Raw genomic sequence first — 26,991 nt, forward strand, 5'->3', positions numbered from 1 at the left:
GTCTTGCCTGATTTTTTCTCAGTCATGGCAGGCGTTGGCGGCGGACCGCGAGGACTTTCTAAGACAACGCTAAGGAAAGGGCCGGACAGCGTAGCCAAGCTGTCATGAGTCTTGCGCAATGCCATCGCAACACTTGCGGGCTTACGCCACAGGGGGCCCCATGAAGAAGAAGCTGCTCGTCGCTGGAATCCTGCTCGCGCTGGTCGATACCGCCCACGCCGCCACGTTCGAGATTACCGCCGGACAAACCTCCAACACCGCCCAAACGCTCGCCGCGACGCAGACCGGCACCATCGACGCGACTGGCACGCTGTCGATCGGCGGCAACACGGCGGTCGCCGTCACCGTGACCGGCAGCAGCACGATCACCAACAACGGCACCCTGATTGACACGACCACCGGCCGCGCCATCCGCGACAACACCGGCAACCTCACGCTCACCGTCACCAACGGTGTGGGTGCGTTGATGCAGACGGCGGACAACGACGTCATCCAGATGAACAAGGCGAGCAGCAACGTCGTCTTCTACAACTACGGCAAGCTGATGTCGTCCAACGCGTCGGCTGGCGGCGCCCAGGCGATCGACTTCAATGCGATCACCACCGGCAGCAACACCTTGTACAACTACGCCACCGGCGATATCGAGGCGTATGAAGCGGACGCTGTACGTCCAGGCGTCAACGGCTTTGTCTACAACGATGGCCTGATCAAGTCGACCAACGCGCCAGGCAGCACCGACGGCAGCGATGGCATCGATGCGCAGAGCAACAGCGGCATCACCATCGTCAACGCCACCACGGGCACGGCCAGCGTGGCCGGCACCGGCACCATCGAGGGCGCGCGCCACGGCATCACCGGCGGCAATACGGACGTGAGCACCAGCGGCGCGTACACCTTGTCGGTGACCAATAATCTTGGCGGCACCATCCAGGGCGATAACGGCTCGGGCATCAATATCGACGGCTTCAATGCCAACGAAGTGGTGACCGTGGTGAACCACGGCACCATCACCGGCAACGGCGTGAATGGCGACGGCGACGGCGTCGACGTGGATGGCCTGGTGAACATCACCAACACCGGCACGATCAAGTCGCTGCACGCATACAACGACACGAGCGAAGGCGTGACCGTCGGCGGCGGTACGATCGTCAACTCCGGCACCATCGAAGGCGACAACTCGGCGACCAATGCCGACAGCACCGTCAACACCGGCACCGGCCGCGGCATCACGCTGGCCGGTTTGGACAAGGACCCGACCACCGACGCGCCGATTCCCGTGCAGGGCATCTACGGCAATACCACGGTCACCAATAGCGGGTTGATCCGCGGCCAGAGCGATTCGGCCATCGCGGTCACCGGCGCGGCCAATGCCTTCACCGTCACCATCACGAACCTTGCCGGCGGTACGCTGGAAGGCGGCGGCTCGGCGGCGGCGGTGTACACCGGCGGCAACAACGCTACGGTGATCAACTACGGCATCATCACGGCCGACAGCAGCAATCTTGCAGTCGATCTGGGCAGCGGCAACAGCAGCTTGCAGATCCTTGGCGGCTCGGCGGTAGTCAACGGCAATCTCAACGGCGGCACCGGCAGCAGCACGCTGACCATTGCGCCCGGCGCCGGCAACAGCTTCAGCTATGCCGGTTCCATCGCGAACTTTGCCAGCGTGATGATCGGCGCCGGCACCACCACGCTCAACGGCGCCAGCACGTATAGCGGCAACACCACGGTCAGCGGCGGCACCCTGGTGCTGGGCAACAGCAGCGCCATCGGCACAGGCACACTGGTCGCTGTGGCGCCGACGCTGACCTATCGCAACGGCATCAATCTCGCCAACGCGATCAGTCTGCAGGGTGCGACGACACTCGATGTGGAAGGCAGCGACGCTGCCACTCAGTCAGGCAACATCGGCGGCAGCTTCGGCATCAACAAGACTGGCAGTGGCACGCTCACGCTCACCGGCGCGAACAGCTACAGCGGTGGCACCACCATCAGCGGGGGCATGCTGCTGGGCAGTACTGCCAGCCTGCAGGGCAATATCACCAACAATGCGGCGCTGGTGTTCGACCAGACCAACGATGGCATTTACAACGGCGAGCTCAGCGGCACGGGTTCGCTCACCAAGACCGGCACCGGCATGCTGGTGCTCGACGGCAAGAACAGTTTTGCCGGCACCACCACGGTGCAGGCCGGCACGCTGGAAGTGGGCGATGCCGCCAATGCATCCGCCACACTCGGCGGCAACGTGCAGGTGGCCGCGGGCGGCACCTTGCGCGGTCACGGCACCATCGTGGGCAATGTCACCAACAACGGCATGCTGCAGCCGGGCGGCTCGATCGGCACGCTCACTATCAACGGCAATTACACGCAGGCTGCCAACGGTGCGCTGGTGATCGATGCGGCGCCCACCGGCCAGGCAGACCTGCTCACGGTGAACGGCAAGGCCAGCATCGCTGGCAGCACGGTGGTATTGGGCACCACGGGCAACTGGGCCCCGCGTACCGACTACACCATCCTCACTGCCACGCAGGGTGTCACCGGCCAGTTCGCCTCGGCCAGCAGCAATCTGGCCTTTCTCACGCCCACGATGGCCTATGGCGCCAACAGCGTGACGCTGTCGCTGGAGCGCAACGATGTGAGCTTCGCCGGCGTCGCGCAGACGCCGAACGAGCGCGCCACCGCTATGGCCGTGGAAGCGCTGGGCTGGAACAGCGCGCTGTACAACGCCGTGGTGATGGCCGACGCGGCGACGGCGCGCCATGCCTACGACCAGCTCTCCGGCGAGATCTACGCCAGCACGCGCACGGCATTGATGGACGACAGCCGCTACGTACGCGATGCGATCAACGATCACCTGCTCGGACTCAACAACGGCGCCACCGGAACCAGTGCCACCGGCGACAACGGCGTATCCGCCTGGACCGCGGGCTGGGGCCATTGGGGCAACCACGATGGCGACGGCAATACCTCGCGCCTGCAAGCGAACGGCAGCGGCCTGCTGGTGGGTGCGGACATGTTGCTGGGTTCGCAGGCGCGCATCGGTGCGGTGGCGGGCTTTGGCCAGAACAGCGCCAACGTCGACGCCTTGGGTTCGTCATCCCACACCACCGGCACGCATCTGGGTGTGTACGGCAGCTTGCATGCCGATGCCTTCCAGTTGCAGGGTGCTGTGGCGTATAGCTGGCAGTCAGTGGACAGTCATCGCACGGTGGTCTTTGACAGCTTCGACGAACGCTATAACAGCGAATACGACGGCAACACCGGGCAGGCCTATATCGACGCGAGCTACGCGTTCGGCACGCCGGCTGCGACGTTCTCGCCCTTCCTCAATGTGGCCTATGTGCGGCTGCACACCGATGCCGCCAGCGAAGGCGATGGCGCCGCGGCACTGGACGCGAATGCGCAGACCGATTCGTCCACCTATGCCACGCTGGGCCTGCGCAGCGTGTTTGCGCTGGATGCCAGCGGCGGCTTGCGGGCGCACTTCAGTCTGGGCTGGCAGCACGCCTGGGGCGATACCGCGACCAGCAGCGCGATGCGCTTTGCCAACGGCAACCTGGCCTATACGGTCGATGGCGTACCCGTGGCGCGAAACGCCGCAGCCTTCAACGGCGGGCTGAGCTTCGCCTTGTCGCGCAACGTCACGGTGGATGCCAGCTACAACGGCCAGTTCGCCAGCCATGCGAACGACCAGTCGGCCCGCATGAGCCTGACCTGGATGTTCTAAGCCGCGCCAGACCAGGCCGTCTCAGGGATTGAGACGGCCTGCGGGTGCAATGCCATCCCCGGATGGAGCGCACCGATGAACGCCTTGCCCAACCCCATGGCCCAACGCGCGGTGCGCGGCGACGGTGCGCTGGCCGCCCCGGTCTCCGGCGGCGACCAGCTCGCTCGGCGGCTCGCCAAGCGCTACGGCGACCGCATCACCGGTTCGTTCGTGCTGCCAGGACGCGAGGGTCAGTTCGCCCCTCTGCCCGGCGATATGCCACCGGCCCTTGCCGATGCGCTGCGAGCGCGCGGTATCCACCAGCTTTATGCGCATCAGGCACAGGCGTGGAACGCCACGGCGGCAGGCGAGCATGTGGTGATCGCCACGCCCACCGCCTCGGGCAAATCGCTGTGCTACACCTTGCCGGTGATCAGTGCGGCGATCCGCCAGCGCGCCAAGGCCTTGTTCCTGTTTCCCACCAAGGCGCTGGCACAGGATCAGGTGGCCGAGCTGCTGGAACTCAACCAGGCCGGCAACCTCGGCGTCAAAGCCTTCACCTTCGATGGCGATACGCCGGGCGACGCGCGGCAGGCGATCCGCCTGCATGGCGACATCGTGGTGAGCAATCCGGACATGCTGCACCAGGCGATCCTGCCGCATCACACCAAGTGGGCGCAGTTCTTCGAGAACCTGCGCTACATCGTGATCGACGAGGTACACACCTATCGCGGCGTCTTCGGCTCGCATGTGGCCAATGTGTTGCGCCGGCTGCAGCGCATCTGTGCGTTCTATGGCGTGACGCCGCAGTTCATCCTGTGCTCGGCGACCATCGGCAATCCGGCGGAGCATGCGAGCGCGCTGATCGAGCAGCCGGTCACTGCGATCACCGAAAGCGGCGCACCGGTGGGCGAGAAGCACGTGCTGCTATGGAACCCGCCGGTGATCAATGCGGATCTGGGCCTGCGCGCCTCGGCGCGCTCGCAATCCAACCGCATTGCGCGCACGGCGATCCGGGCGGGACTGAAGACACTGGTGTTCGCGCAGTCGCGGCTGATGGTGGAGGTGCTCACCAAATACTTGAAAGACGTGTTCGACAGCGACCCGCGCAAGGCGCCACGCATTCGCGCCTATCGCGGCGGCTATCTGCCCACCGAACGTCGTGCGGCCGAACGCGAGATGCGGGCGGGACAGGTGGACGGCATCGTCAGCACGTCCGCGCTGGAACTGGGCGTGGATATCGGCGCGCTCGACGTGGTGGTGCTCAACGGCTATCCCGGCAGCGTCGCTGCAACTTGGCAGCGATTCGGTCGCGCGGGTCGACGCCAGCAGGCTTCGCTCGGCGTGCTCGTCGCCAGCAGCGATCCGCTCGACCAGTACCTGGTGCGTCATCCGGAATTCTTCCAGGACGCCACGCCGGAGCATGCGCGCATTGCAGCCGACCAGCCGCTGATCCTGCTCGATCACATCCGCTGCGCCGCGTTCGAGCTGCCATTTCGCGATGGTGAGCTGTTTGGCCCGCAGGACGCCACGCCATGGCTGCAGGTGCTCGCCGAGGAAGGCGTGCTGCATCAGGAAGGCGAGCGCTTCGAATGGATCGCCGATAGTTACCCCGCGAACGCGGTGTCCTTGCGTTCGGTGGCCGACGGCAATTTCGTGGTGGTGGATCGTACCGACGGTCGCCAGACCATCGTGGCGGAAGTCGACTTCAGCGCGGCCTCGCTCACCTTGTACGAAGGCGCCATCCATATGATCCAGTCGCTGCCCTACCAGGTGGAGCGGCTGGACTGGAACGGCCGCAAGGCCTTCGTCACGCGCACCAACGTCGACTACTACACCGACGCGATCGACTACACCAAGCTCAAGGTGTTGGAAGCATTCGATGGATCGCCCGCCGGCAACGGCAGCGCGCATCACGGGGAAGTGCATGTGGCGCGACGCGTCGCGGGCTACAAGAAGATTCGCTACTACACGCACGAAAATATCGGCTACGGCCCGGTAAACCTGCCGGACCTCGAGTTGCATACGACCGCCGTGTGGTGGCAACTGCCCCAGCGCGCCCTGGAGCAGGCGTTCGATCATCGCCAGGAGGCGCTGGACGGGTTTCTTGCGGCGGCGCATGCCTTGCACATCGTGGCAACCGTGGCCGTAATGGCCGAGGCGCGCGACCTGCAGAAAGCCGTGGGCAGCGGCGACGGCGCATGGTTCGCCACGCCCGATGCGAATGGCCGCGCGCAGCTTCGCTCGGGCTTTGGCGAGGGCGAGCCATCGATGAGCGGTCCGTTCGTACCCACGCTTTATCTCTACGATGCCTTCCCCGGTGGCGTGGGACTCAGCGCACCGCTGTACGAGCGCCGCGAAGACCTGGTGCGCCTCGCTCGCGAATTGGTGCGCCGCTGCGATTGCCGTGGCGGTTGCCCTGCCTGCGTCGGCCCGGTCCTTGCCGCGGACGAGGAGAACGAACGCTCACTCAAATCGCTCGCCACGCGTGTGCTCGACCTGATCATCGCCCTATGAGCGCGCTGGCCGACAAGTTGCGCGGCTTGCGTCGCCAGGCCGGTGTCACGCCGCTCGCTCCGGTGGCCGTAGCTGTCCCGGCGAAGCCGCGTCCCGCGCTGCCGGACAACATCGCCCAGCTGCTCGGCATCCGCCAGCGCGTGCAAGGCGTGTCAGCCACGCCTCGACGCAAGGCAATCGTCGAGCCCTCTTCGCTGCCCGGGCAGACCATCGCACCCGGCTTGCAGTTGTGCGAAACGAGTAGCGCGTGGCCGCCCGAACCGCCTGCCTTCCACGCCGCATTTGCGCGCGTCGACGAAGTGATCGCACCAGAACGACTGGTGCTGTTCGACACGGAAACCACCGGACTGGCCGGCGGCACCGGCACGCGCGCCTTCATGATCGGCGTGGGCGACTGGCATGAAGGGCGCTTCCGCGAACGCCAGCTGCTGATCACCACGCTGGCCGGCGAAGCGGCCATGCTCGACTGCTTCGCATCGTGGTTGCGTCCGGATGCGGTGCTGGTGAGCTACAACGGCAAGTCGTACGACTCGCCCCTGCTCAAGACGCGCTTTCGACTGCACCATCGCGCGTGCCCGCTCGAAGGCCTGGCGCATATCGATCTGCTGCATCCCGTGCGTCGCCGCTGGCGTGGCGCCTGGGAGAACTGCCGCCTGGCCACCGCCGAGCGCCAGCTGCTGCGGGTCGTGCGCGAGGATGACCTGCCCGGCTCTGAAGCGCCGGCCGCATGGCTGGGCTATTTGCGCGGGGGTTCGGCGCAGGCGCTGCATCGCGTGGCGCGACACAACAGCCAGGATCTGCGCAGCCTGGGCGGCATTCTTCACCGCTTCGCGACGCACGACGAGGCAAACACGCAGGCGTGAGGGGCGCGGTCGGCGGACCGACATGCTAGGTTTTCCCCGCGGGCTGCCGGCGGGCCCGGTGCGCCACACGACGTGATCCCACCGCAAGCCTGCCTCGGGGAGCTGCGAGCATGCTGAGAGATTTCACCCAGACCGCCCTGCTGCTTATCACGGGCCTGTTTCCGATCATCAACCCGATCGGCTCGGCTTTCATCGTGCTGAGCATGGTGCCCAACACCACGGCCGCCGAGCGCACCGAGCTGGCCTGGCGCATCACCACCAACAGCTTCGCCATCTTGCTGGTGTCGTTGTTGATGGGCGCCTATGTGCTCACCTTCTTCGGCATTTCCATTCCGGTGCTGCGCGTGGCGGGCGGCATGATCATCGCGGTGGCGGGCTGGAACCTGCTGCAAAAGCCCGACGACGACGACTCTGCCAACGAGAAGGCGCAAGAGGTGAACCCCAGCTCGCGTAGCGGGTCATTGGCCGCCAAGACCTTCTACCCATTGACGCTGCCCTTGATGGTGGGCCCCGGCTCGATCTCGGTGGCTATCGCGCTGGGCACCAGCTCGCCGAAGGATGGCTTGTCGGCCGTCCATTTTCTCGGCGTTGCCGCCGCGCTGGTGGTGCTATGCGCCAGCATCTACGTCTGCATGCGCTTTGCCGACACGCTGGAGCGATGGCTGGGCTCCGGCGGCACCAAGATCGTGATGCGCCTGTTTGCGCTGGTCACGTTCTGCATCGGCATGCAGCTGCTGTGGGTGGGGCTAGCCGACTTGCTCGGATCGGTGAAGTGGCACTGACGCCAGCGATGGCGGTGTGACGGCAGCTGCGGTGCGAATGCCCAGCGCCCTCGCCACCAGCGTGTCGAGGCTCGCCTTGCCCGGGCCGCTGATCAGCAGCCAGAAAAAGATCAGGCTGTAGACGATCTCGTCCGCTTCCACGTAGTCGTCCAGGCCCGTGAGGTTGGCCGATACGACCAGCACCACGGCCACCGCCATGTTGATGAGCATGGGGACGCACACCAGGCGGGTGAACAAGCCGAGCATGATCAGCAGGCCGCCGAGCAACTCTGTCCACGCCGACAAGCCAGCGCTGAACGCCGGGAAGGGAATGCCCCAGCCGACGAAACGCTGTGTAAAGCCATCCAAGTTGTGCACCTTGGCGATGCCGGTTTCCAGCCAGAAGTAGCCGAACACCACGCGCACCGTGAGCGGTCCGATCCACTCGATGCGATGTAGCCATTCGAGCAAATGTGTTGCCTTGTCGGCGATGAGCTGGCGCATGACGGCGGGTTCCATGAATACGGGGTGCGGGCATCATGCAAACCGCCCTCGCCGGCCGCCATGGCTGGTCGTCCATGCTTTCTTGCCCGACGTCCGGTCCTGCGCGGCACCTCCATCGCCGGACGATCGGGCACAAAAGGGAGACGCCCGGGGACAGCCCGCGGCTAGCCGTCTGCCGAGAATGCTGAGGTCGGCAGTGCTTGGCCATGGTGTCCGGGCCCGACGTTGTCCACCCACGCCGCCAGCAAGCGGCCGTCTACCTGACAGGAGTGTTCCCATGAAGACCAACAAGCTCAACGGTGCCGCCATGGCGATGATGGTTGCCGGCCTGTTCGCCGTCACCACGATGTCCGCTTCGGCGGCCGAGAAGACCGACGCCGGCAAGTCGGCCGATACCGCCAGCGTCAAGTGCATGAACTCGTCGTCCTGCAAGGGACACGGCGCCTGCAAGCAGGCCAGCAATGCCTGCAAGGGCCAGAACGCCTGTAAGGGCCAGGGCTTCACCATGCAGAAGAGCCAGCAGGAATGTGACGCCGCCCAGACAGCCGCCAAGGCCTCCTGAGCTTGATCGCGGGGCTTTCGGCACGATGCGAAAGCCCCGCACCTTTGCCGCGAGAAACGCCATGCCTACCTCCCGCCAGCTGCCTTATCTCGGCTTCGGTCTCGGCCTGCGCGTCGATCACTACGAAACGCTGATCGACGAACCGGGCAACGTGCAGTGGCTCGAGATCGTTTCGGAAAACTATCTGGTTCCCGGAGGCCGGCCCCTGCGCTGGCTGGAGCGTTTTCGCGAGCGCTTTGCGCTGGTGATGCACGGCGTGTCGATGTCCATCGGCGGCACGGATCCGCTCGACATGGCTTATCTCGGCCAGCTCGCCGCCTTGGCGCGCCAGGTGGAGCCCGCGTGGATTTCTGATCATCTGTGCTGGACCGGCGTGCAAGGCGTCAACCTGCACGACCTGATGCCGCTGCCATACACCGAGGAGGCGCTCAGTCACGTGGTGGATCGCGTGCGCCGCGTGCAGGACAAGCTCGGACGGCGCATCCTGCTGGAGAACGTGTCGAGCTACATCAGCTTCGCGCGGTCGCAGCTGACCGAGTGGGAGTTTCTCGCCGCCGTGGCCGAACGTGCGGATTGCCTCATCCTGCTCGACATCAACAACGTACACGTGAGCGCGCACAATCATGGCTTTGCCGCGCTCGACTATCTCGATGGCCTGCCGCCGGGACGCGTGCAGCAATTCCATCTGGCCGGCCACGAGCACGGCGGCGAGCTGCTGATCGACACGCACGATGCGCCCGTGGTCGATGCCGTTTGGGATCTCTACGTGGAAGCCGTGCGCCGCTTCGGTCGCGTGTCGACCATGATCGAGCGCGACGACCACATTCCTCCGCTCGCCGAGCTGTTGGCGGAACTCGATCATGCCCGCTCGCTGGCCGACGCGCTGATGCAGGAAGCCGCGTGAACGATCTGCGCGCCATGCAGCTGCAGTTGGCCGACGCCCTGCTGGCGGGCAGCGCGCCCCTGCCCGGTTCGCTGCGCGGTGACGACAAGGCCGACGAATCGAACCGGCTCGCCATCTACCAGCACGGCTATCGCATGCGTCTGCGCGAAGCGCTGGCGACGGAGTTTCCGGGACTGGCCCTGCTGGCCGGGCGGCACTTCGTCCGGCTGCTGGACGACTACGTCGCCGCGCATCCGTCCACGCACTTCAATATTCGCTGGCATGGCGCAGGGCTCGCCGACTTTCTCACACGCACAGCCGCATGGCGAGACCGACCCGAGCTGGCCGAGATGGCGCGGCTGGATTGGGCCATTTCCACTGCGTTCGACGCCGCCGACCATGGCACCGTCAGCGCCGCCGAACTGGCGGGCATCGCGCCCGAAGGATGGGCAGCGCTGCGGCTGCATCCGCTGTCGCATGCGCATCTGCTGCGCAGTAGCTGCAATGTCGATGCGTTCCGGCGCGCGGCCGACCGGGGCGAGCCTCGTCCGGCCTTGCGCCGTTGGCGCCGGGCACGCCATCTGCTGGTCTGGCGGCCGGTGCTGGACGTACGCTACCGGCAGGTCGAAACGGGCGAACTGCCGGCGCTGCTGGGGGCCCTGAATGGCGACACCTTTGCGCAGCTGTGCGAACGCCTCGCCCAGCGTCATGGCCATGCGGCCCTGCCCCGCATGGCCGCCCTGCTGGCGCAATGGCTGGGTGAGGGGCTGGTCGGCCGACTGACCCTGCCGGGAGAAGCAACCATCTAACCGGCCTTCCAACCAGCGATGTAACCGGCAACCCGCCAGCGGCGAAGTTCTTGAGGAGACCCGCCGGAAGGAAGCCCATGTACATCGAACCGAATCCGTCGCTACCCGCCGGCCCGCGCCCGCGACTGGTGGAACCGGCGTTGGAATCCCTGCTCAGCCGGTCGATGCTGCAGGTGCAGGTGGTCGCCGAACTGCATCGGTGCGGCTCGTGGTTTGCGGATGCACCGCGTTACGAGTGTGGCCTGTTCCATCTGGTGGGCACCGGACGCTGCCAGGTGGAAAGCGAGGAATCGGGCGAGGCGGCGACCCTGGAAACCGGCGACCTGGTGATCTTTCCGCACGGTGCGCCGCACCGGCTGAGCGGGACTGCGGGCAGCGACATGCAACAGACCAGCCTGATCTGCGGCGAATTCCGCTTCACCGGCAGCTCGCAGCATCCGCTCAAGCTCGCCTTGCCTGCCCGCATGGTGATCCATGCTGCCGACGCCAGTGCACCCTTCCGGCAGCTGGCCTCGACCATGGCGCAGGTCGTGCACGCCGACTGCGCCGGCCGCCACGTGCTGCTAAATAAGCTGGCCGATGCGCTGTTCACGCTGGCGATCTGCGACTACTCGCGCACAACGGAAGAACGCCATGGGCTGTTTGCCTCGCTGGCCGACCCGCGTATTGCCCGCGTGCTGCAGGCAGTGCACGACCATCCGGGCAAGGCGTGGACGATGCAATCGATGGCTGCGCTGGCTTGCATGTCGCGCTCCGCGTTTGCCGAACGCTTCACTCAACTGATGCGTCAGCCGCCGATCCAATACGTTACGCAGTGGCGCGTGAGCGTGGCCGAGCAGTTGTTGCGCGATCGCCAGCAATCGGTGGCGGGCATCGCCCAGCAATTGGGCTATAGCAGCGAAGCGGCGTTTCGCCGTCTGTTCAAGCGGGTGAGCGGCCGGTGCCCTGGCCGCGTGCGCGGCGAAGGCATGCGCGCCACCGTATTGAATTGAGGGCGACTCAGCGCGATGGCGTCATGCGCTTGCGCTCAGGACATCGAACGAGGGTTCATCGGTTTCTCGGGCGCATGCTGGATCACGTCCCAATGTTCGACGATCTTGCCGTCGCGGACGCGGAAGATTTCCGCTCAGCCGTCCGGTCTGGCTCCGACCGCGTCGCGGCGCCTGTATAGCATGTCGCGCACGGACGCCTCGCGCACTGGCATCACTTCGCAACCTGTGTAGACTCCCCGGACCACCCGTGTCACCGACCATGTCGCGCCGGGCTGCCGTTCCGGCGCGTGACAACAGAGCGTTCCCCTCGCTGCGAGGTACCTCCATGTTGATGCGTTGCGTTGCGTTTGTCGGGCTGTTTGCACTGGCCGCTTCATCGCTGGCCGGCACCGCGCCTTCACCGGCTGCGGGGGCCGCGGTAAAGGCCGATACGCCCAAGACGACCTCTGCCGGCACGCAATTCATGCTGCCCTCCGACTGGACGCTGCGCGCCAGCGGCAACAAGCTGACCCTCAGTCCACCCGAGGCCGGATCGCAGGCCGTACTGGTCGATGTGAAGGCCGGCACGCCCGATGACGCTGTTGCTCAGGCCTGGAAAGCCTATGCGCCCGCCAAGACCTGGCCGCTGCAGGTGGCGACTGATGTGTCCCCGCGCGACAACTGGGACCAGATCCGCATCTACAACTACGAGACGTCCGCCAACGACAAGCGCGGCGTCACCGCCATCGCCTATCGTCATGGCGACCAGTACACCGTGCTGATCTACGACGTCGCCAACGCGGTGGGTGAGAAACGCGCCTCGCAACTGCGCGCCATCTCCGACCGGCTGTTGCCCAAGGGCTACCAGCGCGAGAGTTTCGCCGGCAAGACCGCGCACCCGCTCGATGCCGCGCGCATCGCATCGCTCAAGACCTTTGTGGACGACGCGCGCAAGGCGTACGACGTGCCGGGCGTCGCCATCGGCCTGATCGATCACGGCAAGGTGGTGTTCGCCGGCGGCCTGGGTGTACGCGAGATCAACAAGCCCGAGCCGATCGACGCCGAGACGCTGTTCATGATCGCCTCCAACACCAAGGCGCTGACCACGCTGATGCTGGCGCGCGAAGTCGATCAGAAGAAATTCAGTTGGAACACACCGGTGGTTCAAGTGATGCCGACGTTTCGACTGGGTGATGCGGCGACCACGAAGCAGGTGCTGATCCGCCACCTGATCTGCGCCTGCACCGGCATGCCGAGGCAGGACATGGAATGGCTGCTCAATAGCCGCGACGCCACGCCGGAGACGGTCTTGAAGGCGTTGTCGGGGATGCAGCCCACCAGCAAGTTCGGCGAACTGTTCCAGTATTCCAATCTGATGGCGGCAGCGGCGGGTTATATCGGCGGCCACGTGCTGTATCCGGACCTGGAACTGGGCGCGGCTTATGACCTGGCGATGCAGAAGCAGGTGTTCGATCCGCTCGGCATGAAGATCACCACCTTCGACTACGACCGCGCCCTGCTCGGCGACCACGCCACCCCACACGGCATGGATGTGGACGGCCATACGGCGGTGGCCGGCATGGGGATCAACGATTCCATCCGTGCGGCACGTCCCGCCGGTGCGGCGTGGAGCGCGGTGAGCGACATGTTGCGCTATGTGCAGATGGAGCTGGCCAACGGCGTGCTGCCGGACGGCAAGCGCTACGTATCGAAAGAAGCCTTGCTTGAACGCCGCAAGCCGAATGTAGCGCTCGGCACCACGGCCACCTACGGCATGGGCCTGATGGTGGATCACACCTGGGGCGTGCCGGTGGTGCATCACGGTGGCGATCTTGCCGGTTTCCACTCGGACATGCTGTGGCTGCCTGAGCAGGGCGTGGGCGCGGTGATCCTCACCAATGCCGATGCCGGCGTGTTTATCCGCGGGCCGTTCCAGCGCCGCCTTCTCGAAGTGCTGTTCGATGGCAAGCCGCTGGCGCAGGGCGATATCGACGCCGGTGTGAAGCGCCTGAAAGCGGAGATCGCCGCCCAGCGCAAGCGCCTGACCGTGCCTGCCGATCCCGCCCAGGCAGCCAAACTCGCGGACCGCTATCGCAACCCGGCCGTGGGCAGCATCCAGGTGGATCGCAGCGGCAAGAACCTCGTCTTCAACTTCGGCGCGTGGCATAGCGATGTGGCCTCGCGCAAGAACGACGACGGTTCGCTGTCGTTCGTGACCATTTCACCGGGCTCCGATGGTTTCGAGTTCGTCGTCTCCGGTACGGCGGATAGTCGAAAGCTGATCTTGCGCGACGACCAGCACGAATACGTCTACGACGAGGTGAAGTAAGCCATGAACGCTATGCATCGCAACGGCCTGCGCCTGGTGTTGGGCGCCTTGGCTTCAGCGGCCGCCGCGACGGCGCTGGCCGACACGTTGAATGTGCCGGAGATCCCGGTGGATGCCACCGTGCTGCGCAACTACCAGTGCCAGGCTGGCAAGTCGCTCAAGGTGACGTACTACAACAGCCATGGCGGCCAGAGCTTTGCGCTGCTGTTGGTGAAGGACAAGGCCATGCTGTTCGTCGACACCATGGCCGGCTCCGGCGTGAAATACGTGGCCGGTCCCTACACGTGGTGGACCAAGGGTAATAACGGCGACCTGTATGACATGACGGCCGGCCCGAACGCCGCGCCCATCATCGCCGGCTGCACATCGTCACCCGGCAAGTAGACGACGGTTCCCTCATCTCGCTGAACCGGGAAGCGCTTCTCCTTCAGCACCATGAACGAAGTTGCTGCGTCGCATGATGACAGCAGCAAATTCTCTCGCTCATGCTCCCCGTCCACGCACAAACCTACCGCCCAAAGTCTGGCCGCAAGAAATTGCCGGCCATGTCCAAGTGCGTTTGTGCGTGCTGCGCCGGGGGGGTGCAGTCATCGAATCACGTCATGGGGAAGGGAATGAACGGTCGCCGCTCGCAGGTTTTCGTCGCAGGATCCATCGGGGCCAAGCGCCCACTCACCGTCGCATGTGCCGCTGCCCTGCTTGCCTTCGCAGGCGTGCAGCCGGTCTTCGCGCAACAGGCACAGGATTCATCAAGCACACCGCAGACCACCCAGCCGACGCCGCCACCGAAGCCCGCAAAGACCGATCCGAACGCGCTGCCCAAATCGGAAGACCGCGCCGCCACGCTGGATGCGATCACCGTCACCGGCATCGCGGGCAGCATCGAGAATTCGATCAAGGCCAAGATGAATTCGGACAACATCATCGAGGCCATCTCCGCCGAGGACATCGGCAAGCTGCCTGATGCAAGCATCGCCGAAAGCCTGGCGCGCCTGCCTGGCCTCGCCACCCAACGCGTGGACGGCCGTGCGAACCAGATCTCCATCCGCGGCCTGGCGCCCGACTTTGCCGGCACCACGTTGAACGGGCGCGAGCAGGCCACCATCGGTGAAAACCGCGGCGTGGAATACGATCAGTACCCGGCCGAACTCATCAGTGGCGCCGCCGTATACAAGACGCCCGATGCGAGCCTGATCGGCCAGGGCCTGTCGGGCACGGTAGATCTACACACGCTCAAGCCGCTGGACTTGTCCACCCGCACCATCGTGGCCAACCTGCGTGGCGAGTACACCACCAACGGCAAGAACAATCCGGGTTCGGGTGTGGGCGACCTTGGCCATCGCGCCAGCTTCTCCTATGTCGACCAGTTCCTGGATCACACGCTGGGCCTGGCCATCGGCTTCGCCCAACTCGATTCGCCGATCCAGGAGAAGCAATACCAGGCGTGGTGGTGGAGCCTCAACAACGGCCCGGGCAGCATTGAAGGCGCATGGGGCGGCCCGCATTCGCCAGGCCTGCCCGACGGCGTGCTCTCGCAGGAAGGCATGCAGTTGCGCGCACAATCGGAGAACCAGCTGCGCAATGGCCTGATGGCCGTGCTCGAATGGGCACCGAACGACTGGTACCACTCGACGCTGGACACCTACTACTCCACCTTCAACGAAAAGAAGACCACCAACGGCGTGCAGTGGGCCAGCGGTCCGTATGACAACGCCGGCCCCGCCGTGTACAGCAATGTGGGCATCGTGCCGTCGCAACCCTATCCGGTGGTGACCACTGGCACGATGGATGGCATCCGTCCGATCCTGCAGAACGAGTACACCAAGGAACACGACAAGCTGTTCTCGATGGGCTGGAACAACCAGTTCGAATTCGGCGGCGGTTGGCAGGGCGTCGCGGACCTGTCCTATTCGAGCGCCAAGAAAGACTTGCACGACGCCTATCTGTTCGCCGGCATTCCCGGCCAGGGCACTACCAGCGTGCAGTTCGCCACGCCGCTCAACTATGGTTTTCCGAACTTCAACGCGGGCGTGAACCTGGCCGATCCGTCGGGCATCCAGTTCACCGACCCCGATGGCTACGGCTACAACGGCCGCCAGGAGTTCGACCACCAGAACGATGTGATCAAGGCGATCCGCCTGCAGGTTTCCCATCCGGTGGGCTGGATCTTCAGCACCGTGGACGTGGGCGTGAATTACTCCGACCGCAAGAAGACCAAGTCGGCGGACGTCCAATTCGCGTGGCTCAATGGCAACGGCTCCACTGGAAGCACCTACCAGCCGGGGTACTCGGTGCCGGTCAATCCGGCCTTCCTGTACGGACCCACCTCGATCAATTACGGCGGCATCGGGCCGATCCTCAACTACAACGTGCTCGCCGCACTGAACAACCAGTTCTATCTCACCGACGGCAATGGCCAGGGCGACTGGGCGCGCAACTACAGCGTCGAGGAAAAAGTGCCGGTCGCGTACGTGAAATTCAATATCGACACCATGCTGGGCAGCGTGCCGCTGCGCGGCAATATGGGCGTGCAGTTCGTGCACACGGACCAGTCGTCCACAGCGCTGCAGACGAACGGCAACACGCTGGTGGGCAACATCAGCGGCGGCACCACCTACAACAACGTATTGCCCAGCCTGAATCTGGCGGCAGAGATTGCCGACCAGCAGTACCTGCGCTTTGGCTTCGCCAAGACCATGACGCGCGGACGCATCGACGATGAGAAGGTCGCCACCTCGGCCGGCGTCTATCAGGTCACCGATGGCCCCGCGGCCGGCCAGGTGTTGTGGACGGGCAGTGGCGGCAATCCCAACCTCAAGCCTTATGTGGCGGTGGGCACCGACCTGTCGTGGGAGAAGTATTTCGGCAAGTCCAGCTACGTCGCCGTCGCGGTGTTCAACAAAAACCTGTTGAACTACATCTACAACCAGACGGTGCTCAACTACGACTTCTCCAAGTACGTCAACAACGATCCCACCCTGGTACCGACCAGCAACATCGGCTCCTTCACCACGCCGGAAAACGGCACGGGCGGCCGCATGGAAGGCCTGGAGTTGTCCGGTGCGCTCGAAGGCGGGCTGGTCGCCCGTCCGCTCGACGGCTTCGGCATGCAGGCCAATTTCTCGCTGACCAACAGCACCGTGCCGGTGAGTTCGGTGTCCTCGATTCCGGGCGCGCCGTCGACCCTGCCCGGCCTCTCGCGCAAAGTGGCGAACCTGGCGTTCTACTATGAGAAATACGGCTGGTCGGTGCGCATCTCCGAACGCTATCGCTCCTCCTTCACCGGCGAAGCAATCGCCCTGTTCGACCAGCTGGGCTACCAGCAAGTGCTGGCCGACAAGCAGACCGATTTCCAGGCCGGCTACAACTTCACCAAGGGCTCATGGAACGGCCTGTCGGTGCTGCTGCAGGTCTACAACCTCACCAACTCGGCGTACAAGACCGCGCAAATTTCCGCGCTGCCCAACGGCGTGTCGATCGGACGTCCGCTCGACTACAACACCTGGGGTCGCACGGTGATGTTCGGCATCAACTACAAGCTCTGACCGGGTTACGATCCGCCACGTCTTCACGTCACAGGGAAGCGGCATGAAAAAGCTGGGTGGTTCGATCGGATGGATCCTGGCCATCGCCAGCACGACGGCCAATGCGCAAGAACGCCGTGAAATGCCCACCGTATTTGAAGGTGGGCATTTCTACGCCACGCCCACACTGGCGGATGGACGCACCTTGAAACTGCTGGTCGACACGGGCGGCGGCGGCGGTTCGGGCTGGTACCTACTTTACCGGTCCGCCGTGACGGCGCTCGGGTTGAAGACAACGACGTGCATGCTTGATGGCCAAGCGATCGACACCGTGGCGGCCATCCCATACCGCGCTGGCGCGGGACTGCTTGCCACCAACGACACGCCCTGCCATGCGCCTGCGTCCGTCGGTAACAACACAGGCGATGGCGAGCACGGGATGCTGGGCGCAGGCTATCTGCCGGGCCATGTTTGGACCTTCGATTACCCGCGCCACGCGCTATGGCTGGAGCCGGCGAACTGGAAGCCGGCCCGTGATGCGCATGCGATCACCATGGACTTCATGCGCAATGATCAAGGCGGGTTGGCCACTGGCATGGCGCGCATCACCGTCAACATCGACGGAACATCGATTGACATGCTGCTGGATACCGGCGCCACCGCACATCCCACCGACGCGGGCAAGGCTACGCACGCCGACGTGTCGGCGCATGGCATCGGGGCAGCCTCGTATATCGTGAGCAGCCTGCTCGACCAGTGGCATCGACAACATCCAGACTGGCGCATCATCGAACGCGGCGATGACCTGAAGGTTGGACACTACGTCGCTCGACTCATCGAAGTGCCCCGCATCGACATCGCAGGCTGGTCTGTCGGCCCGGTGTGGTTCACCGAACGTCCAGACGTTGCCTTTGGCGACCAAGGCGGCATGTCCATGTACACGGACGCACCTGTCCATGGCGCCGTGGGCGGCAATGTCTTCGGGCACTTCGTCATGACGCTCGATTACCCCAAGGCCAAGGCATGGTTTGCCTGCGCCTCGCATTGTTCGCCTGCAAAGTCGCCCTAGCTCGCACAGACTGTGGGAGCGCACCCTGTGCGCGACTGCCCCACACGAGACCGGGGACGACTATGCTGGAACGAGCACTACAACGGAGACCACCCGTGCGCGAGCTATACCCCGAGATCGAGCCCTATCGCATCCATCGGCTGCGCGTAGACGACCTCCACGAACTGCACATCGAGGAATGCGGCAATCCCGATGGCCTGCCCGTGGTGTTCCTGCACGGCGGCCCGGGCGCAGGCGTGTCGCCATATCACCGCCGTTTCTTCGATCCGACGCGCTACCGCATCGTGCTGTTCGATCAGCGCGGCGCCGGCAAGTCGACGCCGCATGCGGAGCTGCGCGATAACACGACGTGGCACCTGGTCAGCGATATCGAAGCCATTCGCGAATACTTCGGGATCGAGCGTTGGGTAGTGTTCGGTGGTTCCTGGGGTTCAACGCTGGCGCTCGCTTATGCGCAGAAACATCCCGAGCGCGCGCTTGGCCTGGTGCTGCGCGGCATCTTCCTCGGCCGACCCGGAGAGCTGCGCTGGTTCAACGAACTCGATGGCGGCGCGCGCTGGATTTTCCCCGAGCGCTGGGAACGCTATCTCGCGCATATCCCCGAAGACGAACGCCATGACCTGGTGGAGGCGTACTGGCGCCGCCTGGACAGCGGTGACGAGGCCGAGCGCATCGCAGCGGCGATCGCGTGGGGCAACTGGGAAGGCGGCAGCACCACGCTGGTCCACGATCCGGACGAGCCCGGCAATTTCGAGGATGCGCATGCTGCGGTGAGCGTGGCACGCGCGGAAGCGCACTACTTCCGCCACCGCGTGTTTCTCGAGCCGGACCAGCTGCTGCGCGATGTGGATCGCGTGCGCCACATTCCCGCCACCATCGTGCATGGCCGCTACGACATCATCTGTCCGGTGAAGAGCGCCTGCGATCTGGCCAAGGCGTGGCCGGAGGCAGCCTTCCATATCGTGCTCGCAGGCCATAGCGCGGCCGACCCGGCGATTGTGGATGTGCTGATTGGTGCAACGGACGCGCTGGCAGACCGGTACGTCTAGAAGCCGATTCAAAATCTTGTTGAAACGCCCGGTTTCCTCATTGTCATTCCGGCGCAGGCCGGAATGCAGTAGCGAAAGGCTGAGTTGTCGCGAAAGTCGGCTACGTTCCGGGCATGCTTCGCGATAAGCAATGCCCTGGGGCCGCTGGATTCCGGCCTGCGCCGGAATGACCATGAGGCATGGGAAATTGTGCGAGATCTTGTATGGGATCTAAGCAACTACCTGTTCTGGACCCGCGCGCTCGCGATACTCCCGGCACATCTGCTCCACCAGCGCTCGGTGATCGGGCAGATCGTGCAAGGCCTGTGATGCGGCCACCTGGATGTTGCGAAATTCCTGCCGTGCCTCGTCGACACGCGGATACATATGGCGCACCGGCGACAGATCCGTCTTGAACTCCATGCCATACAGCACGTATTGCCAGCTGGAGACGAGGAACATTTCCAGGTCGCTGACAAAGTCCAGCCGATGCGGCGGCCGATGCTTCCACTGCGCCAGCTTGTCCTGCAGCGAGTCGGGAATGCTCACCGGATCGGCATTGTCGATCCAGAACTTCGAGTCTCGGCGCTGGCTTAGGCAGTAGTGCATCTTGATGAAATCGATGATGCGGTCATAGCGCGCAACCATCATCTCGTTGAAGTGGCGCGCGGCCTGTTCCATCGTGCCGGTATCGCTCGGCAACAGATGCGTAAGCAGATAAGTCGCCAGCTCGATCAGCGCGATGCCGGTGGATTCCAGCGGCTCCACAAAGCCGCCGGCAAGGCCGACCGCCACGCAGTTCTTGCGCCAGTGTTCCGGCCGATAGCCGGTTTCGAATTTGATATGGAAGGCCTTGAGGCCGTCGGCGACCGGACCCAGATAGTTGCGGAACACCGCCTCAGCGCGCTCCACGTCGGTGTGCCGCGAGGAATACACATAGCCCGCGCCGCGTCGCTTCTGCAGACCGATATCCCAGATCCAGCCCGCTTCTTGTGCGGTGGAAATCGTATACGACGGAATCGGCGAATCAGGCTGCGCATAAGGCACTTGGATCGCCACCGCGCGGTCGGCGAACAGCACGTCGGCGCGACTGCGGAACGGCGACTGCATGACGTTGCCGATCAACATGCCCTTGAGGCCGGTGCAGTCCACGTAGAGATCAGCCGTGAGTTCGCCCAGCTCCTTGGTCACCACGCGTGCGATGGCGCCGTGTTCATCCAGTTCCGCGCGTTCCACCGTGGCCACGTGGCGCTGCACGCCCAACGCTTCCTGGCCATGCTCGGCCAGCACACGCGCGAAACACGCCGCATCGAAATGGAACGCGTGGTTCATCGGTCCCTGGTAATCGGGATCCTTGAAACGCTTGGGGCCCTTGCCGTGATCGACCAGCGTGCTCTGCATCGACACGGCATCAGCTAACGCCATGTCTTCAGGCGCGGCACCAAGCAGCCAATACGGCAACAGCTCCGGACCACCCGGACGCTGGCTCGGTGCATTGAAGGGATGGAAGAAATGATCCGCACCGGGCGTGCCCGGCGGGCGCACCCAGTGGCGATAATGGATGCCTTGCTTGTACGTTGCCGTCGCGCCAACCAGGAAGCGACGCTCGTCCAGACCGATGGCAGCAAGCGTGCCGCGAATCGAAGGAAACGTGGCCTCGCCGACGCCGAGCAGGCCGATGTCCGGCGATTCCACCAGATGCACCTGCACGCCATTCGGGTCGACCGCATTCACCGCCTTGGCGAGATAGCACGCGGCCAGCCAGCCGGCGGTGCCACCGCCCACGATCAACACTTTCTTCAGCCTAGCCATGGGATCTCCCGGCCGGCGGGATCGCCAGCGCGCTGCGGCAGTGAATCCGCAGACGATTGTAAGAAAGAATTGCCGGGCCGCCCCACGCGGGCCCGGCAAAAACGCCATTCAGGGGGAGAGGCGGCGATGCTCCCCGGAGCATCGCCTATAGAACGGCAAACCATCGGCGGCGCTGTTGTCATGGGGCCGCCCCGAACTTCATCAGAACCACACGCCCAGCTGCACACCGTAGGTGCGCGGCGCCAGGTACTGCGATACGTACTGCAGCGAACCATCAGACATCAGGAAGCGACCGGCACTGGTGCGGATCTTTCCGTCGGAGATGTTCTGCACGTACGCGTTGACCCACCACTTGTCGCCCGGCTCGGTGTAGCGCAGCGAGAGGTCGCCGCGCGTATACGCCTTCTGCTGGTCGCCGGCGCCGAGGTTGAAATAGCTCAGCCACTGCGAACTTTGGTATTGCGCGCTGACACGCGGCGTGAGTCGGCCGCCGTTGCCCAGATGGAAGTCGTGCTCATAGATTGCGGTGAGCGAGACGTTGGGTGCGTGCGGCAGATCGTTGCCGGTGACGTTCGCGCAGTTGGCCAGGTTGGACGCCGGCGGACAGGCGGGCAGGCCCTGGTAATCGTTGCTGCCTGCGTAGACCAGCGTGCCGAGCTCCTTCTTCGGAATGGCCGAGAAGATCAGGTTGGCGCGATCGTCCTTGGTCTGGTACGCCAGCTCCGATTCGATGCCGAACACCTTGGTGCTGCCGCCCACGTTGGAGAAGCCCAGGCCATGGTTGCCGTCGGGATAGACGATCGGCGCGGACAACTGGAAGTTCTTGAAGTCTTCGTAATAGACGGCCGAGTTCCAGGTCATGCGGCCATCGAGGAAGCTGAACTTGCTGCCGATTTCATAGTTGGTCAGCGTCTCGGGCTTGTACAGCGTGCCCGCGTCCTGCGTGCCGCCGGACTTGTAGCCGGTGGACACGCTGGCGTACAGCAGGCCGTTGGCGCCGACATCGGTATCCACGCGCACCAGCCAGGTCGGCTTGCTCTTGCTGTACTTGGCCGTGTTCCGCTGCGAAATGCTGAAGCCGTTGGACGGATCTGGATACACGCCCGGCGAGATCGGCAGCTGCGGCACGTTGGGATCGTAGTTCCAGCCCCAGTTGATGCCGCCCTTGTTTTCCTTGTCGTCATGCGACCAGCGCGCACCGCCGGTGAGGCGCCAATGATCGGTCATGTGCCAGGTGGCCTGGCCGAACAGCGCGTACGACTCCACCGTTTCCTTGGGCTGGATGAAGGAGCCCTGCCAGTTCACGGAACCGTACTTGGTGCCGTTCATGATGGGGATGTCAAAGCGGATGTTGTTGTCTTCGTAGCCGTAGTACGCGCCCACGATCCAGTCCACGGTCTGCGGGCCGGTCGACTTCAGGTCCACTTCCTGGCTCCAGCTTTCGTAGTTGGAGTAGTTGGTGCGGTCGTCCTGGTACACGCCGTTGGTGGTGAAGCTGGTGGGCACGCTGACGCCGACGTCCTGGTCGAAATCACTCTTGCCCGAGTAGCGGTTGTAGCCGGCGATATAGCTCAGCTCCATGCCATCGTTGATGTTCCAGTCCATGCGGCTGCGCAGCGTCTTGGACGTGCGGTCCAGGTACGGCGCGGTGTCGATCAGCGCGGACCAGAATTCCTGACCCTGGCGCGGCGTCTGCATCAGGCTCATGTCCGGCGTGCCGCGATCGAGGAAGTACTCGTAGGAGAGGTTCCACTTGAACGAATCGCTGGGCTGCCACAGGGCGCTCACGCGCGCGGCGGACTGATCCTGCGAGTTGTACTTCTTGCCGCCCTGCACGTACTGGCTGGGATCGATCGGCTTGAAGTTGGCCAGCGTACCGCCTGAAGCGGGCGAGGCAAGATACGCCTGCTGCTGCTGCGCCACGCTGGGCAGCTCAGTGGACGGATTCTGGTAGTCGACGTAACCGTCGTGCTGCTCATGCACCACGGCTACGCGCATCGCGAAGGTGCTGCTGATCGGCAGATTGAACGCGGCGCGCGCGCCCATCTCGTTGTAGTTGCCTACTTCGGCCTGCGCATTGCCGTAGAAGCCCGCAGCGATATCGGGTTTGGCCGTCTGGAAGCTGATCGCGCCGGCCGTGGAGTTGCGACCCCACAGCGTGCCCTGCGGACCGCGCAGCACTTCCACGCCATCCATGTCCAGCAGCAGGCCGGAGGCCGCTTCGGCGCGCGGCGCGTACACGCCGTCGACGAAGGTGGCGACTTCCGGATCGGCGTATTCGGTTTTGGCGCTGTCGTTGCCGATACCGCGCAAGGTCAGCGTGACCACGCCGTGGTCGCCCTGGCTGGTGCCCTGCAGGCCCGGCACGAGCTTGGTGAGATCCTGCACGGTCATGACGCGCTCTTTGTCGAGCGTGTCGGGCGTGATGGCGCTGACTGCAACGGGCGTTTTCTGGAGCAGCGTCTCGCTCTTGGTCGCGCTCACCGAAATCGCATCGAGCTGCTTCACCTTGCGCTCGCCCGGCGGCGTGGCATTTTGCGAAGACGCGCTCTGCGGCGCTGCATCCTGATCCGCCGCCAGCACTGCGCCAGGCGCAAGTACCAGGGACATGGCGATGTACAACGCCGAATAGCGCAACTTCATTTGGCTTCCCCTCAATTCATTCGGATTGTTGTTCGTCACCGCCCTCGACGGCGACTGGTTTGATGTCATCCCCGATGACAGCGCTGTCATTTAGGTGAATGACAGCGCTGTCATGTGGATCATAGACCGGTTCACCGGCAGAAGCTTGACGCGCGGCAGCAAGTTGGAAATCCCCCCGAAAGCCTTGCTGTAGCTCGTTTTTACCCATCAAGCGAACCGCCTTGACGCCGGTTTTGATGCAAGAGCAAATCGTCGTTCAGCCATCCGTGGCCCGTAATCACTGACACATCCCTTCCCTCGAACCCTTCTTGAGGTGGCCTGGTCTGACTCCGCAAACCTCTGCGAACCGGCCGTTCACCCCGCCTTCCTTACTTGACGCAATCGACCACCTGATCGACATCCGTACCCAGCGCCACGCGTGAAATCGCCACGTCGGTGCCTTTGCCGGCGCCCCACGCAAACGGCTGGTCGATGTGATGCATGTCGGCGCCAGCTGCACGGAAACACTTCAACGGCACGCCAACGCGGATCCACTGACCCGGCGGCAACTTCGCCAGGGTCTTGGCAAGCGGCACGTGGCCTTGGCCCATGCCGATCCACACGTTCTGCGTCGGCATGGCATCGACACGCAGCGTCGTCACCAGCAGCACGTCGCCATTGGTTTCGCGATCGAGATCCAGCGGCGTGCGCGCGTGGATCGACAGCTGGGCGTTGTCGCTGCTCCAGCTGAAGCGGCGCGCATCCTCCTGGGCTTTGTAGTCGAGCGCGGCCATGTGCAGCGCGCCATCCGGCGTCGTTGCCGGCGACACATCGCCAGTCATCGATGCGCCATGCGTATCCACCAGCGTAAAGCTGTAACCATGCACCGCCTTGCCGCGATCGAGATAATTGCCGATCGGAATCTGCTCGCCGCTGATACCCGACGCTTCGGAAAGCTTGGGCACCGCCGCGTGGTCGGCATAGGTAAGTCCGTAGCCGAGTGCGAATTGCGGCTTGCCCTGCCCCACCACCGCCGTGCTCGGCCACGTATAGGCCAGCTTGCCGTGGAAGTCGTTGGCGATGCTGCCGTCGCGCTTGCGCAGCAGCACATCGGCGATGCCGCCGCCTTCGCTGCCCGGCAACCACGCCGCCACGAAGGCATCGGCCGCGTTGATTTCGCGATTCACCCATAGCGGACGACCACTCAAGAACACCGCCACCACCGGAATGTGTTGCGCACGCAGCTGACGGATCAATTCAAGCTCGTGATCGTCGCCGGGATGGAACATCAGGTTGGGGATATCACCCTGGAATTCGGCATAGGGATCCTCGCCAAATATCACCACGGCCACGTCCGGCTTGGTCTTGAAATGGCCGTCCGTTTCGATCTCCACCGAGCCGCCCGCCGCTGTCACCTGTTCCGCGAAGCCCGCACCGATCGACTGCGCACCGGGGAAGTTTTCATTCTTCAGCCCCGTGCCCTGCCAGTTGAGCGTCCAGCCGCCGCTCTGGCGCGAAATGTTGTCGGCGCCATCACCGGCGATGAGGAGGTGCTTGCGCGGATCGAGCGGCAGGACGCCATCGTTGTTCTTCAGTAGCACCAGCGACTCGCGCACGGCGCGGCGCGCGATGGCGCGATGGGCGGGACTACCCACGATTTCCGCGGCTTTGTGTACCACCGGCTGCGTCGACGGCGCACCTGCCTCGAACAGACCGGCGCGGAACTTCACGCGCAGGATCCGCGCCACCGCGTCGTCCAGTCGCGCCTGCGGGATCACCCCGGACTTCACCTCGGCCAGCGTGTGTTCGACCAGGCCGCGCCAGCTGTCCGGCGCCATCAGCATGTCCAGGCCTGCGTTGAACGAGGCCGGGCAATCATCGTTCGCGCATCCGGGCACTTGGCCATGCGAATTCCAGTCGCCCACCACCAGGCCCTGGAAATCCATGCGCTGCTTGAGCACGTCGGTGATCAGCGCCTTGTTGCCGGACATCTTGGTGCCGTTCCAGCTAGAGAACGAGGCCATCACTGTCTGCACGCCGGCGTCGATGGCGGGCGGATAGCCTGCCGCATGAAGATCGCGCAGCGTGGCCTCGCTGATTTGCGCGTCGCCCTGATCCTTGCCGTTCCTGGTGCCGCCGTCGCCGACGAAATGCTTGGCCGAGGCGAGCACATGGGTGCCATCGAGAAACTGCGGCGTGCCGACCTTGCCCTGCAGACCTTCCACCATCGCCGTGGCGTACTGCGCGACCAGCTTGGGGTCCTGCGAATAGCCTTCGTACGCACGGCCCCAGCGCACATCCTGCGGCACGGCGAGGGTCGGCGCGAAACTCCAGTTGATGCCGGTGGCGCGCACTTCGGCAGCCGTAGCCTCGCCGATCTGACGAAGCAGCTCCGGATCGTGCGCGTTGCCCAGTGCGGAGTTTTGAGGAAACAGCGTCGCACCTACGACGTTGTTGTGCCCGTGCACAGCATCGATGCCGAACAGCAGCGGGATCGGCACATGCGCGCTGCCGTTGGGCTGCATCGACGCGCGATAGAACGCTTCGGACAAGGCCTGCCATTGCGCCACCGTGGCGGTGAGCTGTCCATTGGGCTTGGAATTGCCGCCGGCGAGGATCGCGCCAAGGTGGTACTTGCGCACATCGTCCGGCGTCACGCTGAGGATATCGGCCTGGATCAGCTGGCCAACTTTTTCCTCCACCGTCATCTTGGCCAGCAACGTGGCCACGCGCTGTTCGAGCGCCGCATCCTTGGGGAACGGCCAGCTGGCACGCGGCCAACTGTCGGGGTGCACGGTGGACGCGTCGTCGGCGGATGCGGCACCCGTGGCGCAGGCCAGGGCCACGGCAAGAACGGTCGGAACACTACGCAAACGACGAACGGAAGCCCGCACGGCTCTCTCCAGCAGACAGGGGAAGGCTCCCCCTCGGAGCCAGTCGGTCCGGAGACTGACAGAAATGACAGCGCTGTCAATTTGCGATGCAGCAAGCGGGGTCGAGCGCCGCGAGGATGCCCCATGGCTGCCTTTTC

At 64.4% G+C, this 26,991-nt stretch carries 18 protein-coding genes; 13 read left to right on the forward strand and 5 right to left on the reverse strand.

The window, feature by feature from the left end; genetic code table 11:
* The first annotated feature begins 160 nt into the window (after positions 1-160).
* The 4 genes from AC1DMY_RS11575 to AC1DMY_RS11590 all read left to right on the forward strand — a co-directional run bounded on the left by AC1DMY_RS11575 (position 161) and on the right by AC1DMY_RS11590 (position 7,868).
* Complete coding sequence (locus AC1DMY_RS11575) at positions 161-3,727, forward strand: autotransporter domain-containing protein (RefSeq protein ID WP_477165114.1); 3,567 nt, start codon at positions 161-163, stop codon at positions 3,725-3,727.
* A gap of 75 nt (positions 3,728-3,802) precedes the next feature.
* Entirely contained in the window at positions 3,803-6,223 is a 2,421-nt protein-coding gene (locus AC1DMY_RS11580) for a DEAD/DEAH box helicase (protein ID WP_477165115.1), read from the forward strand.
* On the forward strand, positions 6,220-7,086 hold the full coding sequence (locus AC1DMY_RS11585) for a ribonuclease H-like domain-containing protein (protein ID WP_477165116.1): 867 nt from the start codon (positions 6,220-6,222) through the stop codon (positions 7,084-7,086). The genes AC1DMY_RS11580 and AC1DMY_RS11585 overlap by 4 nt, the downstream gene beginning before the upstream one ends.
* 110 nt (positions 7,087-7,196) lie before the next feature.
* On the forward strand, positions 7,197-7,868 hold the full coding sequence (locus AC1DMY_RS11590) for a MarC family protein (RefSeq protein WP_477165117.1): 672 nt from the start codon (positions 7,197-7,199) through the stop codon (positions 7,866-7,868).
* Here AC1DMY_RS11590 and AC1DMY_RS11595 read toward each other — a convergent pair.
* A complete protein-coding gene (locus tag AC1DMY_RS11595) occupies positions 7,833-8,351 on the reverse strand; it encodes a DoxX family protein (RefSeq protein WP_477165118.1) in 519 nt (172 codons plus the stop codon). The two genes, AC1DMY_RS11590 and AC1DMY_RS11595, sit on opposite strands and share 36 nt — an antisense overlap.
* A 277-nt stretch (positions 8,352-8,628) precedes the next feature.
* Between AC1DMY_RS11595 and bufA2 the strand changes: the two genes are divergently transcribed.
* The 9 genes from bufA2 (at position 8,629) to pip (ending at position 19,547) form a co-directional block, all read left to right on the forward strand.
* Positions 8,629-8,913 (forward strand): BufA2 family periplasmic bufferin-type metallophore, encoded by a 285-nt coding sequence (gene bufA2 / locus AC1DMY_RS11600; RefSeq protein WP_477165119.1) that lies wholly within the window; start codon positions 8,629-8,631, stop codon positions 8,911-8,913.
* Between the two features lie 61 nt (positions 8,914-8,974).
* A complete protein-coding gene (bufB, locus tag AC1DMY_RS11605) occupies positions 8,975-9,817 on the forward strand; it encodes an MNIO family bufferin maturase (RefSeq protein ID WP_477165120.1) in 843 nt (280 codons plus the stop codon).
* The gene (locus AC1DMY_RS11610; protein WP_477165121.1) at positions 9,814-10,605 is read left to right on the forward strand and encodes an HvfC/BufC family peptide modification chaperone; all 792 of its coding nucleotides are present in this window, start codon (positions 9,814-9,816) and stop codon (positions 10,603-10,605) included. The genes bufB and AC1DMY_RS11610 overlap by 4 nt, the downstream gene beginning before the upstream one ends.
* A 77-nt stretch (positions 10,606-10,682) precedes the next feature.
* Positions 10,683-11,597 (forward strand): helix-turn-helix transcriptional regulator, encoded by a 915-nt coding sequence (locus tag AC1DMY_RS11615; protein WP_477165122.1) that lies wholly within the window; start codon positions 10,683-10,685, stop codon positions 11,595-11,597.
* Positions 11,598-11,922: 325 nt separating this feature from the next.
* On the forward strand, positions 11,923-13,905 hold the full coding sequence (locus tag AC1DMY_RS11620; protein ID WP_477165123.1) for a serine hydrolase domain-containing protein: 1,983 nt from the start codon (positions 11,923-11,925) through the stop codon (positions 13,903-13,905).
* Positions 13,906-13,908: 3 nt separating this feature from the next.
* Positions 13,909-14,289 carry an MliC family protein gene (locus tag AC1DMY_RS11625; protein WP_477165124.1) on the forward strand — a complete coding sequence of 127 codons (381 nt, stop codon included), beginning with the start codon at positions 13,909-13,911 and terminating at the stop codon, positions 14,287-14,289.
* A 230-nt stretch (positions 14,290-14,519) separates the two neighbouring features.
* The gene (locus tag AC1DMY_RS11630) at positions 14,520-17,450 is read left to right on the forward strand and encodes a TonB-dependent receptor (RefSeq protein ID WP_477165125.1); all 2,931 of its coding nucleotides are present in this window, start codon (positions 14,520-14,522) and stop codon (positions 17,448-17,450) included.
* A gap of 43 nt (positions 17,451-17,493) precedes the next feature.
* On the forward strand, positions 17,494-18,498 hold the full coding sequence (locus tag AC1DMY_RS11635; RefSeq protein WP_477165126.1) for a hypothetical protein: 1,005 nt from the start codon (positions 17,494-17,496) through the stop codon (positions 18,496-18,498).
* Positions 18,499-18,593: 95 nt separating this feature from the next.
* Positions 18,594-19,547: a prolyl aminopeptidase gene (gene pip, locus AC1DMY_RS11640; RefSeq protein WP_477165127.1), complete on the forward strand. Its 954-nt coding sequence runs from the start codon at positions 18,594-18,596 to the stop codon at positions 19,545-19,547.
* A 210-nt stretch (positions 19,548-19,757) separates the two neighbouring features.
* On the opposite strand, the gene AC1DMY_RS11645 is transcribed toward pip, so the two are convergent.
* The 4 genes from AC1DMY_RS11645 to AC1DMY_RS11660 all read right to left on the reverse strand — a co-directional run bounded on the left by AC1DMY_RS11645 (position 19,758) and on the right by AC1DMY_RS11660 (position 26,854).
* Entirely contained in the window at positions 19,758-21,338 is a 1,581-nt protein-coding gene (locus tag AC1DMY_RS11645; protein ID WP_477165128.1) for a tryptophan halogenase family protein, read from the reverse strand.
* A gap of 201 nt (positions 21,339-21,539) precedes the next feature.
* Complete coding sequence (locus AC1DMY_RS11650; protein WP_477165129.1) at positions 21,540-23,981, reverse strand: TonB-dependent receptor; 2,442 nt, start codon at positions 23,979-23,981, stop codon at positions 21,540-21,542.
* A gap of 16 nt (positions 23,982-23,997) precedes the next feature.
* Positions 23,998-24,189, reverse strand: a complete 192-nt coding sequence (locus AC1DMY_RS11655; protein ID WP_477165130.1) for a hypothetical protein — start codon at positions 24,187-24,189, stop codon at positions 23,998-24,000.
* Positions 24,190-24,349: 160 nt separating this feature from the next.
* Positions 24,350-26,854: a glycoside hydrolase family 3 protein gene (locus AC1DMY_RS11660; protein ID WP_477165131.1), complete on the reverse strand. Its 2,505-nt coding sequence runs from the start codon at positions 26,852-26,854 to the stop codon at positions 24,350-24,352.
* Positions 26,855-26,991: the final 137 nt, after the last annotated feature.

The sequence above is a fragment of the Dyella sp. 01L423 genome (genome assembly GCF_056399945.1).